Origin of the sequence: Mesorhizobium sp. M1365 (assembly GCF_040317865.1) — a bacterium.
Taxonomy (GTDB): domain Bacteria; phylum Pseudomonadota; class Alphaproteobacteria; order Rhizobiales; family Rhizobiaceae; genus Mesorhizobium.
The window spans coordinates 41,571-58,280 of the sequence record NZ_JAMYLG010000018.1 but is presented as its reverse complement, the minus strand read 5'-3'; the positions used below and the strand labels follow the sequence as shown (position 1 = coordinate 58,280).

Below are 16,710 nucleotides of genomic sequence, written 5' to 3'. Positions count from 1 at the left end.
GGAAACAGTTTTCGGCCACCGCAACGCTCCAAGGAGATCAAGATGTCGATGTTCGAAAGCTTCGGCCGCTATGGTGCGGCCTTCAAGAAAACACGCGAAGCGCGCAAGTCGCTGCGCATCCTCAACAGCTTGCCGCCTGAGATCCAAAAGGACATTGGCTGGCCGGTGTCGCCGCGTTCGAGCGAAAGGCAGCTTGCGGTCGGATGGGGCACGCAGCGCGGATGAAATTCATCGACAAATGCAAGCAGCTCGGTATTCGCCGGAGCCGCAATGCGGCTCCGGCTGCACCCTCAGCAATTGGCTGCGCGCCGCGTTGCTGCCGCGGCGTTGAGCTGCACCGGTAGGCCAGAGACTTCATGGCCGGACGCTTTGTCGACAGCTGGGATCAAACGACCGTGTTGAGATTGCATCAATCTTGACTTTTTTGGTGGCGACACAATCTTCGAAATAGTCGGGGGTTCTCTTAGTCGGCTCAGCCGAAGTCCGTGTATCTGCATGCCCAGTCTCAAAAGCCACGTCGTGTCGTTCGTCCTCAGGTACAGCCGCAAGAAGGCGTTTTCCAGCCCCGAGAACCTGCAGCGCTGGATCGCCTATGCGCGCAAGACGGAAAACCATCAGCCGCCTGCGTCGCTGTGGTCACGCCTGGAGATCACAACCCGCACGATCAACGGCTTTCCCGTCTACGAGATCGCTCCCCAGGCTGGTGAGCGGAGGCGGATTCTCTACCTGCACGGCGGCGCTTACGTCTTTGAAATCACACCCTATCATTGGCGGCTGATCGCCGACATGGCCGACCGCCTCGGGTTCGGTATCACCGTGCCGATCTATCCCATTGCTCCCGAACACGATTTTCACGCCATGTTCGGCATGGTCGGCGCCGTCTACCGCCAGATGTTCGGCGAAACCAGGGCGAATGATATCATCTTCATGGGCGATTCCGCCGGCGGAAACATGGCCGTCGTGCTGACCATGATGGCTGCGCAAGACGGCCTGCCCTTGCCATCACGCCACGTGCTGATTTCGCCCGGTCTCGACGTGTCGCTCGCCAACCCAGAAATGTATGAGGCCGAACGCAACGATCCGTGGCTGGGCATTGCCGGCGGTCGCGAGGCGATCCGGCTTTACAGCGCCGGCATAGATCCCACCGACTGGCGCATCAGCCCGGTTTACGGCGACCTGTCGGTGCTGCCCAAAACGCTGCTGCTGACCGGTTCACGCGATCTGCTCACCCCCGACAATCTGATCTTCGCGGAAAAGGCACGCGCGGCCGGCGTCGAAATTGAGGTCGTCCACGAGCAAGGCATGTTCCATGTCTGGCCGTTGATCGACATGCCGGAGGCGCGTCGCGCGCGGGACAGCATAGTGGCCTTCTTGACCAACGAAACTGACAGTTATCATGCCAAGGCAGGAGAGTTGTCGCTGCAAAGGGCAGACCGCGACGGAACGCCTCGCGATCTGGTTGCGCCGCTCAGGTCGTAGTTTGGCTCAGAACTTCCCAGTTTCCCTGAACATCTCAAACGTCGCACGGATATGGTCGGCGACTGCCTTCACCGGCGCGCTGGCGTCCGGCGTCACCACCATGGCCAGATTGTAGGTGCCGATGTCAGGCATGCCGTCCTTCGGGCACAGCTCGACCATATCGCTGCCGAGGAACGATTTCGGCAGCGGCGCCACCGCAAGATCCGCCATGATCGCGGCGCGCTGGCCGGCCGTGTGTGCGCTCATATAGGCGATACGGTAGTTGCGGCCCTCGCGGCCAAGCGCCTCCAATGCCCCTGCCCGCCAGGCACAGCCCTCTTCCCACAATGAGACCGGCAGCGGCTCACGCAGATGCGCGCAACCGCCCTTGGCACCGGCCCAGACGATCGGCTCGGTGAGCAGTACTTCGGCGCCGATCGCGCTGGTCTTGTAGGAGTTGGTGAGCAACGTGATGTCGAGCGCCCGGTCGTCCATGCGCCGGCGCAGATTGACGCTCTGGTCGATGGTGACGTCGACCGCGATCGATGGATGCGATTGTGCGAACCGCTTCAGCACATGCGGCAGCACACGTTCGCCGTAATCGTCCGGCGAGCCGAGCCGCACCACCCCGACAATGTCTGGAATGATGAACTTCGACACCACCTCGCGATTGATCGACAGCAGCCGGCGCGCATAGCCGAGCAGCATCTCGCCATCGGTGGTCAGCGTCACCGAACGGGCGTCGCGCGCGAACACCGAGCGGCCGAGAATGTCCTCCAGCTTCTTGATCTGCATCGAGACGGCCGACGGCGTGCGGAAGACCGCATTGGCCGCAGTGGTGAAGCTGCCGGTCTCGGCGATTGCGACGAAAGTGCGCAGAACATCGAGATCGAGCAGCGGCAGCGGATGATTGAGTGGGGCGTTCATGGCAAGCGGCCTTCAATTTTTCTGATGCAAACCATCATTCCATTTCGTTTGATTGAACATCAGTTTGGGAGGATAGTCAACTCCGTCGAAGGCAGGACGCATCGAAATGGTCCCGAAACAACCATGACACGGACCTGCAATCGACACGAAATGAAGCTGAAACAAAGCCGGTGTACCGCCTGACGCTGCAAGCGCCGGGACGACCCGGCCCAACGCGAAGGAGAATGAGATGTCTATCCTGTCATCCATCGGTCGGATCGCGACCGAGTTCAGCGAGGCCCGTGCCCGCTACCAGACGGAACGCGCCATCCGCGCGCTGCCGATTGAACTGCAGAAGGATATCGGCTGGCCCGAAGCTGCCGATGCCAAGGCCGGCACTCGCCATGGTGTGGGATCGTGGGCTGGAGCAAAGTAAACCGTGTGTATCAACAGCTGAAGGCCTGCCGCGCAGATCAGCCCGGCAGGCTTTTTTGTTTGTACTCCAATGATTTTCCCGAGCCATGTCGCCGTCGCATGCCGCATATGAGCGAGTCGCATAGCAGCCCGCACTGGCAATCAACACATTGTAAATAATCGAAAATCCTGGGCAGAATGCCCAAATTTGTCGCATTCCGTGTCGCTTTTCATATCAAGTGCTTCGCTTTTGCGATTTAGTTTCCCCTCACGTAAGCCTATATCATCATCAACAAACGAGCTGCCCCACTCCATCAAGCGAAGGCGACCCGTCTGAGCAACCGAATGGAGATGATCATGAAGCTTTTTGCCCGCCTCTTTGCCCGTCGCGAAATGAACCTGACGACCGCGCTCGAGCGCCAGCGCCTGGCCAACACCATGCCTGGCCAGACCGGTGCCATGGCTGCCGCGCGCCTCGGCTTCGTCGCCTGAGACGCGGCAATCCCGGCGGAAGCAGCCTAGCGCTGCTTCGAAGTCGATCCAGCGCCGCTTCGGTTTTGCCGAGGCGGCGTTTTTCGTGTGCGCAGACTGCGTAGGCTCGGTTGGTCGATCCGGCGGCATGTCGCGTCCTTCGCCGCATAGCGATCGCCCATTTGCGACCCGTGTCGCAAATAAAGTCGCTCCGTTGCCGTCTAGCCAATTGACAGGAAACGTCTTTCCTGATGTCGCTGTGCTAATCGCGACATCCTGTTCGCGCCATTGCAGCGTGAGGATCTACCCGTGAATGTCGTAAAGCACCCGATCCGGCGATCGTTCGTATTCTTCCTGGTCCCCGATTTCACCATGATCGCCTTCGCGACGGCGCTCGACCCGTTGCGTTCGGCCAACCGCATGCTCGGCTATGAAGCCTATCGCTGGCGGCTCGCCAGCATCGACGGCAAGCCGGTGCGCGCCTCGAACGGCGTCGAATGCGCCGTCAACACCTCGCTAGAGGAAGAGCGCAAGAAAATGTCCGGACCGGACCGGCCGAACATGGCCATCGTCTGCAGCGGCATCAATGTCGAGCGCTACCAGAACAAATCGGCCTTTGCCTGGTTGCGCGAGGAGTACAATCGCGGCGTTGCCGTCGGCGGCCTGTGCACTGGCGCGCATATCCTGGCCGCCGCAGGCCTGCTGTCCAACAAGCGCTGCGCCATCCATTGGGAGAACCTGCCGGGCTTTTCCGAGGCGTTCCCCAAGGCCAATGTCTTCGCCGACCTCTTCGAGATCGACCAGAACATCTACACCTGCGCCGGCGGCACCGCCGCGCTCGATATGATGCTGAAGCTGATCGGCGACGATTTCGATGAAAGCCTCGTCAACCGCGTCTGCGAGCAGGTGCTGACTGATCGCGTGCGCAGCCCGACCGACCGCCAGCGCCTGCCGCTGCGCGCTCGCCTTGGCGTGCAGAATTCCAAGGTTCTGGCCATTATCGAGCTGATGGAAGCCAATCTCTCCGAGCCGCTCTCGCTGATCGAGGTCGCTGATCATGTCGACCTGTCGCGCCGGCAGATTGAGCGCCTGTTCCGCACCGAGATGGGGCGCTCCCCTGCCCGTTACTATCTGGAGATCCGCCTCGACCGCGCCCGGCACCTGCTGATCCAGTCGTCGTTGCCGGTGGTCGAAGTGGCGGTCGCCTGCGGCTTTGTTTCCGCCTCGCATTTCTCCAAATGCTATCGCGAGTTGTACGCCCGCTCGCCGCAACAGGAACGCGTCGACCGCAAGCAGCTTCTGGCGGCTTGATCTGGCAAATCAGCAGAGGACCGGCGAAGTGTGATATTCCGCATCGAGAGATGTCGCATGACCACGAGTTCGAGCCTATCCGAAAAACCGGCCGACCCGCACAGCTTCCGCCTCGATGCAGAAAAATGGGCCGCGTTCATGGCGGCAATGGACGCCCCTACGCGCGACCTTCCACGCCTAAAGCGCCTGTTGAGCGAACCGAGCATCTTTTCCGGTCGCGGTCGAGTGTAGGTTGCGGCGACTATACCTGCGCCGTGCGCATAGCCTCGACGCGGATGTCTTCCGTCAGCCGCGCTTTCAGCGCCGAAAATTCCGGGCTGGTCTTCAGCGTGTAGTGGCGCGGATGCGGCAGGTCGACGGCAACGTCCGATTTGATGCGGCCCGGCCGTGCCGTCATCACGACCACGCGCGACGCCATGAAGATCGCCTCCTCGATGTCGTGGGTGACGAACAGCACCGTTTTTTGCCGGCGCTCCCAGATGCCGAGAAGCAGTTCCTGCATCAGCCCGCGGGTCTGGTTGTCAAGCGCGCCGAACGGCTCGTCGAGCAGCAGGATCTCCGGATCGTTGGCCAGTGCCCGGGCAATCGCGGTGCGCTGCTGCATGCCGCCGGAAAGCTGCTTCGGCCAATGGTTTTCAAAACCTCTCAGCCCGACGAGATCGACGTAAGAAGCGACGATCTCGCTGCGCTCGTGCTCGGCCATTCCACGTTCGCGCAGGCCGAAGGCGATGTTCTCGGCGACCGTCAGCCACGGAAACAGCGTATAGGACTGGAAAACCATGCCGCGGTCTGGACCGGGCCGGTCCACCACCCTGCCGTCGAGCAGAACACGTCCCCCACTCGGCGCTTCGAGGCCGGCGACGATCCTGAGCAGTGTCGACTTTCCACAGCCGGATGGCCCCAGGATGGTGATGAAGTCGTTGGCGGCGACCGCCAGATCGATCGGCATCAGCGCCTTGACCGGCTGCCCACCGCCGACACCGGCGAAGGTGCGCGAGACGCCTTCGATGAGCAGCTTGCTCACGCCAGGCTCCATGGAAACAGCCAACGGTTGAGCGCCTTGAAGGCGAAATCGGACAACAGCCCGATCAGGCCGATGACGATGATGCCGAAGATGATCTGCCCTGTCGCCAGCCGCGACTGGCTGTTGATGATCATGTAGCCGATGCCCGACGACGAGCCGATCAGCTCGGCGACGATGACATAGGTCCAGGCCCAGCCGAGCACCAGCCGCAGGGTCTCGGCAATCTCCGGCGCATTGGCCGGCATGATCACGCGCCGCACGATGCCGTTGTCGGACGAGCCAAGCGTGTAGGCCGCCTCGACTAGGTCGCGCCGTGTGCCGCCGACCTTGACCGCGATGATCAGGATGATCTGGAACACCGAGCCGACGAAGATCACCAGCAGTTTTTCGAGCTCGCCAACGCCCGCCCACAGGATGAGCAGCGGGATGAAGGCCGATGCCGGCAGATAGCGGGCGAAGGAGACGAACGGCTCCAGGAACGCCTCCACGGGCTTCCAGGCACCCATCAAGATGCCGAGCGGCACGGCAACGATGGCCGCCATCAGGAACCCGCCGAAGACGCGCCAGATGGTGATAAGGATGTCGAGCCAGAAGCGGTCCTCGACCAGCAGCCGCCAGCCGTCTCTCACCATCGACAGCGGATCGGCAAGGAAAATGCGATTGACGTGGCCGCCAAGCGTGATCCACGCCCAGAACGCCACGAACAGCACGAAGAACGAAATGCCGAGCACGGTTCGAATGCCCGGCGAAACCGGATGCAAGGGGCGCGGCATCTTCGACCGTCCTCTGATCTGAATGAAAAAGCGGCGGCGCACGCGCCGCCGCCGGGCGACAATCCTGGCGGTTAGTCGGCGACGGCGCTGGTGTCGGCCAACGTCGAGACGTCAGGCGCTTCCTTGATCAAACCCATCTGCAGCAGAAGCTCGCCAGCGGTCTTGGAAAAGTCCTGGAATTCCTTGGTGAAGAACTGCTTGTTTTCAGCCTTGTCGGCCCATTTCAGGTATTTGGCCGACTCTTCGAATTCCTTGGCCGACTGCTTCACGTCGGCACCCATCGTCTCATAGGATTTCGCCGGATCGCTCTTGATCAGGTCGAGTGCCTCGAAATAGCTGTCGGCAAGCGCCTTGCCCGCATCCGGATTGGCCTTGAGGAACTCCGGCGTGCAGCCGACCGTATCGAGCACCATCGGATAGTCGAGAGTGGTGACAAGGATATGGCCCTGGTCGGACTTTTCGCGCACCGCCGAGATGAACGGCTCATAGGTGACCGCCGCATCGTTCTGGCCGGCGAGAAACGCCTGCGCCGCCGCATCCGGCTCCAGGTTGACGACCGTCACGTCCTTGGTCGACATGCCGTTCTTGTTGAGCACCCAGGCCAGCATGAAATAGGGCGAGGTGCCCGGCGCCGAAGACGCGACCGACTTACCTTTGAGATCGGCGACGGTCTTGATGTCGTTGCGGGCGACGATGCCGTCGGCGCCGTAGGATTTGTCGAGCTGGAATATCTGCTTGGTCGTCACGCCATTGGCGTTCCAGACCAGCCAGGTCTCGACCGTGGTGGCGGCGCATTGCAGGTCGCCGCTGGCGATGGCGAGCGGCCGGCTGGCTTGCGGCACCTTCTTCAAGGTGACGTCGAGGCCGTGCTTTTCGAAGATGCCGGCCTGCTTGGCGAGCGTCAGCGGCGCAAAGCCGGTCCACCCACTGATGCCGATGCTGACCGATGTGGCGGCCATCGCCGGCGCGGACAATCCGACGGCAAGCGTCAAGCTTGCGGCAAGAATTCCGATCCTGTTCATGCCGGTTCCCCTTTAATGTGTTCGGATGCGGAATTGTGTCACAGACGCCCGCAGGCTTGTCAATGAAGCAGATGCTGCACTGCGGTATGTCACCATCGACAGCAAACTCCGCCATCAGCGGCTGTCGTACATCCAGCTGCGGTCGCGCCACATTTTTTCGCCAACCAGGCAGTCGGTGACGGGGATGTCCTGTGCCAGCACCAATGGCGGATGCGCCGCCCCTTCCGCCGCTCGCTGCGGCGAGGCCGGACCGGCAAGCTCCAGCACCAGCTTGCGGCGGATGGCCGCCGGAAACTGCGTCCAGTCATTGACCGGGATCATGAAGGAGCCCGGCCCGCCGATGACGCAGTCGCTGTAGTAGCGGTCGAGATTGTTGACATCGTAAGCGCTGCTGAACCCGCCCCTGGTCATCAGCGGCAGGCCGTTGATGGTGATGCCTTGCTTGATCACAGCGTCGCGGGTGATATCGACAGGTGCGCCCTGGTTGTTGGGGCCGTCACCCGAAATGTCGATCACCCGCTTGACGCCCTGGAAGCCGCTTTCAGCAAAGAGATCGCTGGCGAATTCCAGCGCGCCGGAGATCGAGGTGCGCCTGGCACTGGCCGGCGGATGAGCGGAAAGCTGCGCTGCCAGCCGCTCGGCGTCGGCACGATTGGCGATCACCGTCCACGGCACAACGACCTGCTGCCAGGTCGCGCCAGCCCATTCGACATAGGTGACGGCAATCTTGCCATGAGCGCCTTCGCCGATTGCCTGCAGGACATCGTCATGCGTCAGCGCCGCCGCATAGCCATGACGCTGGATTTCGAGCTCGTCCGGCGACATGGACAGCGAAACGTCGACCGCCAGTACCAGTTCGACGTCAACCGGCTCGGCGGCGCGGGAGTTTGCAGTCAGCCATAGCACCGACGCCAGCGCGGCGGCACCCGAGACGAGATGTCTTGCACGGGCAAAACCAGACATGCCGCACGGTAAGCGAAAATCGCCGATCGACAAAGAGAAAAGCCCGGTGGAGAGCCGGGCTCATTCTGTCACATTTTTGCGAACCGCCGGAAAACGAATTTCATTTGTGGATGCGGCGCCCGCCCCGTCCCCGCCATTCCACGGCCTTCTCGACATCCGTCTCGGAGGATGGGTCCGGCTTCGGTTTTCTAGCACCGACCCCGCGCGCTGCCGTCCAGTTCGGCTTGAATGACGGCGGAAGCCACAACAGAATACCTGCAACCGCGGCAGGCAAGATGATCGCAAAACGCAGAATTGAAAGTACGATGCCGCAGATGCCGACGATCTGCGCGGCCCGGCGGACGCCGAAGCGTCTCAGGAACAAATGTCTTGCAATCACGCCGCCATCCAGATCGTAGGCGGGCAGGATGTTGAGAATGATAAGTGACACGTTCAACAATGCGCCAATCCAAAGCGTCCATTCCAGAGGACCGGCCGACCTTGACGGCAGCCACCCGAATGGCCTTTCGGGTACAACTGGGATGAGTTCTCCAAAAACCAGATAATAGGCCGCATCGAAAAACGCGGCGAGCGCGATGTTCGCCAGGGGACCCGCTATCGCAATCCGCGCCCAGGCAGGCGATGGTGCTGCGGCGCGTTTGAAACGCGTGAACCCGCCGAAGAGATATAATTCTATCCTGTCGGTGGCGACGCCTTGTCGGCGTCCGATCCATGCGTGTGCCAGTTCGTGCAGAAATATCGACGCAAACAGAAGCGCTGCAAAGATAGAGGTATGGATCAATGCATCCTTGGGTCGGCTCGCCCACTCGTTCAGGAAGGGCAGCACAATGGGGAATTGCGAAGGTCCAGCTGACGCGAACCGGGATATTCCGGTTCAGCTGAAACACAAGCGCATCGTTTTTTCTATCCCAGCCGATCCGCCGCAAAGGCACCCCCCAATCGCAGCGCGACGGTAAGCGAGAATCATCGCTCCACAAAGCGAGAAGCCCGACAATGAATCGGGCTTCTGCATTCAGGTCCTGCCGGCACTGCTCGGCTTGCCTGTGTGGAGAATCGGCAGGCAAGCAACGGTTAGCTGCGAGGATTGAGGTTCTCCGGGTCGTAGAGCGGCCTGTAGCCGACGGCGGCCACTTCGACCGGGTACTTCTCGCCGAAATATTCGACGCTCAGCTTGCGGCCCTCCTGGCAATACGCCCAGGGCAGGTAGGCGAGCGCGATGTTCTTGCCGAGGGTCGGACCATAGGCCACCGAAGTCGTGAAGGAGCGGCGGCCGAGCTCGTCGACGAGCGTCTCACCGGTTTGCGGGTCCATCACCGGCATCGTGCCGACCGGATAGCGGGGAACGCCATTGGAATCGGTATTGTCCGTCAAGATAAGCGTGCAAAGCATGGCCGGCTGATGCGCCCGGGCGCGATATTCCAGATGCTTTGCCTTGCCGCAGAAATCGGCCTCCTTGACTTTCGGACGGGCAAGGTCGGCTTCCAGCAGATTGTATTCGGTCAATAGGTCCGCATTCTGCAGGCGCAGGCTCTTCTCCAGGCGGCGGCTGTTGGCATAGGTCTCGACGCCAAAGGCCATCACGCCGGTCGACCGCAGCGCGTCCCAGACAGCCAGGCCGTCGTCGTAGCGCATGTGCAGTTCCCAGCCTTGCTCGCCGACATAGGAGATGCGGAAGGCGGTCACGTCCTTGCCGGCGATCCTGACGGGCTTGATCGCGGCAAAGGGAAAATTCTCCGGCGTCAGCCCATCGGGGTTTTCCACGCACTTGCTCAATGTCGCCCGCGCGTTCGGACCCCAGATGCCGACGGTCACATATCTCTCGGTCACATCGGTGACGCTAACGTCGAAGCCTTTGTCCTCTGCCGTCCGGCGCATGTACTGGAAGTCGCGCGGCCCGGCATCGGCGCCGTCGATGACGCGGCAGCGGCCGGCCATGCGGATGACGGTCAGGTCGGCGCGCACCATGCCTTCCTCGTCGAGGAAATGGGTATAGATGCCCTTGCCGATATTGCCGTCACCGCCGATTTTTGCCGCGCACAGCCATTCCATCAGCGCGACATGGTCCGGGCCTTCCACGTCGTACATGGCGAAATGCGACAGGTTGACGATGCCGCAATCCTCGCTCATCGCGAGATGCTCGGCGTTCGAGACGCGCCAGAAGTGGCGGTTATCCCATTCGTTTTGGCGCACCGGCACCCGGTTGCCGTATTTCTCGAGCAGATGCTCGTTGGCGGCGTAGCCATGGGCGCGCTCCCAGCCGCCGAGTTCCATGAAATAGCCGCCGAGTTCCTTCTCGCGCTCCCAGAAGGGCGAGCGGCGGACATTGCGAGCCTTGGAGAAGGGCTCGCGTGGATGGACCGCTGGGTTGTAGACCTTCATAGCGGTTTCGGTGCAGCGATCCCAGATGAACTGTTCTTTCGTCTGGTGCGGATAGAAACGCGAATAGTCGATGGCGTGGTGGTCGATCGCCGTGCGGCCGTCCGTCATCCAGTCGGCGATGAGCTTGCCCATGCCGGGGCCGTCCTTGACCCAAATCGCCACCGCATACCAGAGGCCCCTGACCTTCTGGCTTTCGCCCATCGAGGGGCCGCCGTCCGCCGTCACCTGCAATAGGCCGTTGAAGGAATGGCTCTCATTGTAGCCCAGCTCGCCCAGGATCGGCGTCAGTTCCATGGCGCGCTCGAGCGGCGCCAGGATCTGCTCCATGTCGAGATCGCGTTGCGACGGCGAAAGCCGCGCCTCGTTTTTCTCGAGAATATCGCGCGGATGGCAAAGGCGCGGATTGGTCTCTTCGTAATAACCCCATTCGATCTGCCCGCCTTCGGCGGTCTTGGGGTCGCCGGTATCGCGCATGTAAGCCGAGTTGCCCTGGTCGCGCAGCAGCGGCCAGCCGATCTCCTTGCCGGTGCCGGCGAACTCGGTGTACGGCCCGAAGAAGGTAAGCGGATGGTCGATCGGCATGACCGGCAGGTCCTCGCCCGCCATTTCCGCGATCAGCCGTCCCCAGATGCCGGTGCAGACCACGACATAGTCGGCCTCGATGGTGCCGCGGTCGGTCACCACGCCCTTGATGCGGCCGTTCTCGATGACGAGCGACCTGGCCGACGTATTGGCAAACGCCCTGAGTTTGCCGGAAGCTTCCGCCTGATCGACAAGCTTGCCGGCGACGGTCTGCGAGCGCGGGATGACGAGGCCGGCGTCGGGATCCCACAGGCCGCCCTGTACCATCTGTTCTTCGATCAGCGGGAATTTTTCCTTGATCTCGGCGGGATCGATCAGGCGGGCGCGTGTGCCGAAGGCCTTCGCCGAGGCGATCTTGCGCTTGATCTCCGCCATGCGGGCGTCGTCGCCGACGCGGGCGACCTCGAGGCCGCCGATGCGCGCGTAGTGACCCATCTTTTCGTAGAAATCGATGGAATAGAGCGTCGTCCAGCACGACAGGAAATCATGGCTGGTCGTGTAGCAGAAGTCGGAGGCATGCGCCGTCGAGCCGATATCCGTCGGGATGCCCGATTTGTCGATGCCGACAATATCGTCCCATCCGCGCTCGATCAGGTGATGGGCGACCGATGCGCCGACGATGCCGCCCAGCCCGACGATGACGACCTTCGCCTTTTCCGGAAACCCTGCCATTGCCCGCGACTCCAAGATGCTATTGCGAGCAGACTATAGGGCGGCGCGGCGCCGCGCTTGCAGCCTGTTTGCGACATCGAAAAAAAAGCCCGCGCCACCAGCCCGTCGAATGCAGTTAGACCTACGCCTTCGCCCTGCTCGGTACGAAGACGCTGCTAGAGCCCGTCCTGCGCAGCTTCGAAGAAAAATGCATACCTTCATCGCCGATTACCGGAAGCAAATAAAAGGCCGGGTGTTTGCCCGGCCTTCAAAAATCATGGCGTCGACTTTACTTGATGCGCGCGACGCCGCCCGAGATCTCGATCGTCTCCGAACCGGTCAGCGCCTCGAGGTCGCCATTCGGCAAGGTAACAAAACAGCCGCTCGGGCAAAATTCCACGGTTTCGCCAGCGGCCAGCGCCAGCTCGGTCTTGCCGCCGCCTTCCGTCACGATCAGCGTGCGGGTCTCGGCGTCCTTGTTAACCGCGCTGGCGGCATGGGCCGAGCCGCCCACGGCCAGAAAAGCGACGGCGGCGACGAGAGACTTCCACATTTTGCAGTATCGGTGTTGCCACCGCCTCTGTTGCATTTCGCAAGGCATTCTCGCCGTTTGCAGGTGAGCTTATATGCAATGCAAGCTGAACGGCAACTGAATGCCGCATTCATGCCGCAATTGGTTTCCGAAGGCTTGAAGGCAAGCTCCAATCAGCTAGTCAGGATCGGGCTTCCGTACCTTGCGTCCCGACTTGGCGAGACGTTTCGCCTCGACCGCCGCTAGGGCTTTTGCTTGTTCCCGCTCGGCGAATTCGACTTCGATCTTGTCGTCGTCGATCGGCCACGCCTCGTGCTTTTTGATCTCGACGACAGCGCGCGGTGTCGACGGAATTTCGATATGCTGGTCGGCGAACACATCGAAGATGGCAAAGCGGATGTCGTTCTGGACGATATTGCCACTAAGAACGTCTGCCAGGAATACGCGGATCTCGAATTCGAGCGCGGCCGGGCCGAAATTGGAAAACAGCACAAAGGGTTCCGGGTTCTTCAGCACCAGCGGATGGCTGCGTGCGATCTCCAACAGAACGCCATGCACGTGCTTGACGTCGCTGCCATAGGCAACGCCGACCTTGATGTCGACGCGGCCGAGCTTGTTGCGGTGCGTCCAGTTGCCGACCGCATTGTTGATCAGGTTTGAATTGGGCAGGATCACCGATTGCCGTTGGAACGTCTCGATCTCGGTGGCGCGCACGCTGATCTTCTTGACCGTGCCGCTGATGTCGCCGGCGACGATCCAGTCGCCGACCTTGAACGGCCGCTCGGCCAACAGGATCAGGCCCGACACGAAATTCGAGACGACATTCTGCAAGCCGAAACCGATGCCGAGGGACAGGGCGCCGGCGACCAGCGCGAGATTGGAGAGGTCGATACCGGCCGCCGAGATGCCGACCAGTGCCGCGACCGCGACACCGGCATAACCGACCGCCAGCCTGATCGAATTGCGCACGCCGGTGTCGACCCGGCCGCGCGCCATCACCGAGCCGTCGAGCCACCCCTGGAACCAGCGCGTCAGGAAATAGCCAATGATGAAGACGACGACGCCGGTGAGAATGCCGGTGACCGAGATCGTCACCGAGCCGATGGTGAGGCCGGTCGCCAGCTTGTAGGCCCAGGCCTGGATGTCGCCGGGCTGGAAGCCCCACATCAACAGGATCAGCGGCAGGAACACCAGCACAATCATGATGTTGATGGCGGCGCTGACGACAAGCCCGAGCTGGTCGAGGGCGGTCTCTTCGTAGCTTGAATTGGCCGCTAGCCAGCGCCCGATCGAAGTTTTGGCGAAACCACCTTCCTCGCCGATCGCTCGCGCCGACAGGAAGCCGATATAGGCGGTGACCAGGATGGTGCCGGTGACCACGACCTGCAGCGAGACGAAAATTGCAAGGCCGATATAGCCAAGCAGTGCCGATGCGATTGTGAATAGGCCTAGCGCGACGGCGGTGTAGCGCAGCCACGCCGGCCACGGGCGCCAGCTTCCGTCGGGGGCCTTGAACGGCTTCAGAAGGCCCATAAGGATCAGGATGATGCCGACGATGATGGTGGCGATGAAGCTTCTGGCGATGGTCAGCGACAGTGGCGAGCCCATCTTGTCGTTGACGACAGACAGGAAGTTGTTGCTGCCGATGACGACAGCCATGGCGGTCGTCAGCCGCACCAGCCAGCGCGCCGGGCCGGTTTCGACCGGGATCAAACGCCAGTTCGGCAGTCGGGGCTCGAGCGCTGCGTTGGTCAGGCGGTTGACGCAGAACACCACCGCGATAACGGCAACCAGCGAATTCAGGAAGATGCCGATATCACCGCGTAAAACGTTGTAATAATCGAAGAAGAAGATCGTCGAGACAAGGAAGGCGCCGACCGCCAGCGTCGGCAGCAACGTCGACCAGAACGCCACCGACAGGCGGCTGAGATAAGAGGGGTCCTCGACGGAGGGATCCGCTTCGAAGACGCGGCCGAACAGGCGTCGGCCGCCGATAAAAAGCACTGCAGCGAATGCGAGCGCCATCAAAGTCGCGGCAAGAATGGCCTGGAACTTGAACTTGAAGGCGAAACTCAGCCAGGACGAGACCGCCTTATAGAAGCCGGAAAACTCAGCGTTGGCGTCGGAAAAGACTTCGGGGCTAAGCGCATCGGACAGCACGTAGCGTTTGGTAAGCACATTGCGGAACAGCTCGCTGCGCATGTTGCCGATCTTCTCGATCAGCCCACTGATGCGGATCGACAGGTTCTGCGCGCTGGCAATAACGGCGTTGATCTCGGCTTTTTCGGAAGCCAAGGCCTGGCGTTCACCGGTTACGATGTCTGGCTCGGCCGGCTGGCCCGCGGCCGGCGGAGGTCCCAGCATCTCAATCCGATCGTTGATATCGCCGAGACGCGATCGGAACGCTAGCGCGCTGGTGAGCGCCGCCCGCGACAGATCCTCCAATTGCAGACGGATTTCCACGAGGGTGGCATCGTCTTGGCCGTCCTGCTGTATCTTCTTCTCGAGACCGTCGGTTTTGGCCGTCAGACTCTGGATGACCTTCTGCTGGTCTGCGATCAACCCGGCGGCGCCCTGCCCGAGTGCCTGCGCCATAGCAACGAGCGACGGCGGCGCCGAGACAACAAGCGCAAGAATCAAGACCAGGCGGAATAAACGAAAGAACATGATTTTTCTGGCGACTCGCGGGCGGCATCGGCAGTTTTGAAGCACGTCCTTGATAAAGAGGCTCATATCACGGGGCAAGTCATCCCAGGCGTCTCGTTTTTCGAAGTCCCGCCAATCGAAGTCGGCCAATCCAATCGAAGTCGGCCAAATCCAATCGAAGTCGGGGAGTCGAAAAGCGATGGCGCAATCTTGGCTTTGCGTTTGCAGCCTGCTCTATACTCTGCCGTAAAGCCTGAAATGGATGACAATAAGAATGGCGGAATATTCGGCCTTTTCGCTTCTCAAGAACGCGCTGACCGGAAACAAGGACTGGAGGCCGGCCTGGCGCAAGCCCGACCCGAAAGCGTCCTACGACGTGATCGTGATCGGCGGCGGCGGCCATGGCCTGTCGACCGCCTACTATCTCGCCAAGGAGCACGGCATCACAAATGTCGCGGTGCTGGAGAAGGGCTGGCTCGGCTCCGGCAATGTCGGCCGCAACACCACGGCGGTCCGTTCCAACTATCTCCTGCCGGCCAACACGCGTTTCTACGAACATTCGATGAAGCTGTGGGAGAACCTGGCCCATGACCTCAACTACAACGTCATGTTCTCGCAGCGCGGCTGCCTGAACCTCGCCCACACACCTGCTCAGCTCGACGACTATGCCCGGCGCGGAAACGCCATGCGCCATCTCGGCGTTGACGCCGAACTGATGACCACGGCCGAAATCGCGCGCCTGGTGCCGGCGCTCGACGTCTCGGCCACCGCGCGTTTCCCGATCGTCGGTGGCCTGATGCAGCGGCGCGCCGGCACCGCCCGCCACGACGCCGTCGCCTGGGGCTATGCGCGCGGCGCAGATCGCCGCGGCGTCGACATCATCGAAAATTGCGAGGTCACCGGCTTCCTGCGCGACGGCGACCGCATCATCGGCGTCACGACAACGCGCGGCGAAATCCGCGCAAAAAAGGTAGCGGTCGCGGTTGCCGGCAGCACCGGGCGGGTCATGCGGCTTGCCGGCATCGAGACGATGCCGATCGAGAGCCACGTGCTGCAGGCCTTCGTCACGGAATCGCTAAAACCGTTCATCGATACGGTCCTGACCTTCGGCATGGGCCATTTTTATATGTCGCAATCTGACAAGGGCGGGCTTGTCTATGGCGGCGATCTCGACGGCTACAACAGCTACGCCCAACGCGGCAGCCTGCCTATCGTCGATGAGGTGATGAGCGAGATGCTGGCGCTGTTCCCTGGGCTGGCCCGTGTCCGCATGCTGCGCTCATGGGGCGGCGTCTGCGACATGTCGATGGACGGCTCGCCAATCATCACCACCGGTCCGCTGCCGGGCATGTATCTCAACTGCGGCTGGTGCTATGGCGGCTTCAAGGCGACGCCGGCTTCCGGCTGGTGCTTTGCCTGGACCATTGCCAAGGACGAGCCGCACGGTCTCAACGCGGCCTTCACGCTCGACCGCTTTTACCGTGGCATGGTGATCGACGACAAGGGCCAGGGCGCCACGCCCCGGCTGCATTAGGCCATGATCCCGAAAAGTGGAAACCGGTTTTCGGACAAGATCAT

General features: G+C 61.6%; 16 protein-coding genes. 7 read left to right on the top strand and 9 right to left on the bottom strand.

The genetic code is table 11. The features are described 5' to 3' along the window. Positions 1-42: 42 nt before the first annotated feature. Together NKH04_RS19815 and NKH04_RS19810 are read left to right on the top strand one after the other, a co-directional pair. On the top strand, positions 43-225 hold the full coding sequence (locus NKH04_RS19815) for a hypothetical protein (RefSeq protein WP_352500957.1): 183 nt from the start codon (positions 43-45) through the stop codon (positions 223-225). Between the two features lie 270 nt (positions 226-495). After that, positions 496-1,479, top strand: a complete 984-nt coding sequence (locus tag NKH04_RS19810) for an alpha/beta hydrolase (RefSeq protein WP_352500958.1) — start codon at positions 496-498, stop codon at positions 1,477-1,479. 6 nt (positions 1,480-1,485) lie between these two features. On the opposite strand, the gene NKH04_RS19805 is transcribed toward NKH04_RS19810, so the two are convergent. Next, a complete protein-coding gene (locus NKH04_RS19805) occupies positions 1,486-2,385 on the bottom strand; it encodes a LysR substrate-binding domain-containing protein (RefSeq protein ID WP_023676521.1) in 900 nt (299 codons plus the stop codon). Between the two features lie 229 nt (positions 2,386-2,614). On the opposite strand from NKH04_RS19805, the gene NKH04_RS19800 reads away from it, so the two are divergent. The 4 genes from NKH04_RS19800 (at position 2,615) to NKH04_RS19785 (ending at position 4,791) form a co-directional block, all read left to right on the top strand. Beyond that, positions 2,615-2,800: a hypothetical protein gene (locus NKH04_RS19800; protein ID WP_352452109.1), complete on the top strand. Its 186-nt coding sequence runs from the start codon at positions 2,615-2,617 to the stop codon at positions 2,798-2,800. Between the two features lie 335 nt (positions 2,801-3,135). Beyond that, positions 3,136-3,270 carry a hypothetical protein gene (locus NKH04_RS19795; RefSeq protein WP_013894968.1) on the top strand — a complete coding sequence of 45 codons (135 nt, stop codon included), beginning with the start codon at positions 3,136-3,138 and terminating at the stop codon, positions 3,268-3,270. Between the two features lie 351 nt (positions 3,271-3,621). Then, positions 3,622-4,560, top strand: coding sequence for a GlxA family transcriptional regulator (locus NKH04_RS19790; RefSeq protein ID WP_352501106.1), 939 nt, complete (start codon positions 3,622-3,624; stop codon positions 4,558-4,560). A 57-nt stretch (positions 4,561-4,617) separates the two neighbouring features. Next, entirely contained in the window at positions 4,618-4,791 is a 174-nt protein-coding gene (locus NKH04_RS19785) for a type II toxin -antitoxin system TacA 1-like antitoxin (RefSeq protein WP_352470283.1), read from the top strand. Between the two features lie 10 nt (positions 4,792-4,801). On the opposite strand, the gene NKH04_RS19780 is transcribed toward NKH04_RS19785, so the two are convergent. From NKH04_RS19780 to NKH04_RS19745, 8 genes are all read right to left on the bottom strand, one after another. Then, positions 4,802-5,584 carry an ABC transporter ATP-binding protein gene (locus NKH04_RS19780; RefSeq protein ID WP_352500960.1) on the bottom strand — a complete coding sequence of 261 codons (783 nt, stop codon included), beginning with the start codon at positions 5,582-5,584 and terminating at the stop codon, positions 4,802-4,804. Further along, entirely contained in the window at positions 5,581-6,357 is a 777-nt protein-coding gene (locus NKH04_RS19775; RefSeq protein ID WP_352539653.1) for an ABC transporter permease, read from the bottom strand. Before NKH04_RS19775 ends, NKH04_RS19780 begins: the two co-directional genes overlap by 4 nt. 71 nt (positions 6,358-6,428) lie before the next feature. Continuing rightward, entirely contained in the window at positions 6,429-7,379 is a 951-nt protein-coding gene (locus NKH04_RS19770; protein WP_352452114.1) for an ABC transporter substrate-binding protein, read from the bottom strand. A 114-nt stretch (positions 7,380-7,493) separates the two neighbouring features. Then, positions 7,494-8,342 (bottom strand): DUF1194 domain-containing protein, encoded by an 849-nt coding sequence (locus tag NKH04_RS19765; RefSeq protein WP_352681622.1) that lies wholly within the window; start codon positions 8,340-8,342, stop codon positions 7,494-7,496. Between the two features lie 100 nt (positions 8,343-8,442). Beyond that, on the bottom strand, positions 8,443-9,168 hold the full coding sequence (locus NKH04_RS19760; RefSeq protein WP_352928353.1) for a site-2 protease family protein: 726 nt from the start codon (positions 9,166-9,168) through the stop codon (positions 8,443-8,445). A gap of 245 nt (positions 9,169-9,413) precedes the next feature. Further along, positions 9,414-11,975, bottom strand: a complete 2,562-nt coding sequence (locus NKH04_RS19755) for a GcvT family protein (RefSeq protein ID WP_352928355.1) — start codon at positions 11,973-11,975, stop codon at positions 9,414-9,416. A 268-nt stretch (positions 11,976-12,243) separates the two neighbouring features. Continuing rightward, entirely contained in the window at positions 12,244-12,507 is a 264-nt protein-coding gene (locus tag NKH04_RS19750; protein WP_352452117.1) for a hypothetical protein, read from the bottom strand. Positions 12,508-12,663: 156 nt separating this feature from the next. Further along, entirely contained in the window at positions 12,664-15,153 is a 2,490-nt protein-coding gene (locus tag NKH04_RS19745) for a mechanosensitive ion channel family protein (RefSeq protein WP_352681627.1), read from the bottom strand. Between the two features lie 253 nt (positions 15,154-15,406). Here NKH04_RS19745 and NKH04_RS19740 point away from each other — a divergent pair, with 253 nt between their 5' ends. Further along, positions 15,407-16,666 (top strand): sarcosine oxidase subunit beta, encoded by a 1,260-nt coding sequence (locus tag NKH04_RS19740; RefSeq protein WP_352815802.1) that lies wholly within the window; start codon positions 15,407-15,409, stop codon positions 16,664-16,666. Positions 16,667-16,710 lie beyond the last annotated feature (44 nt).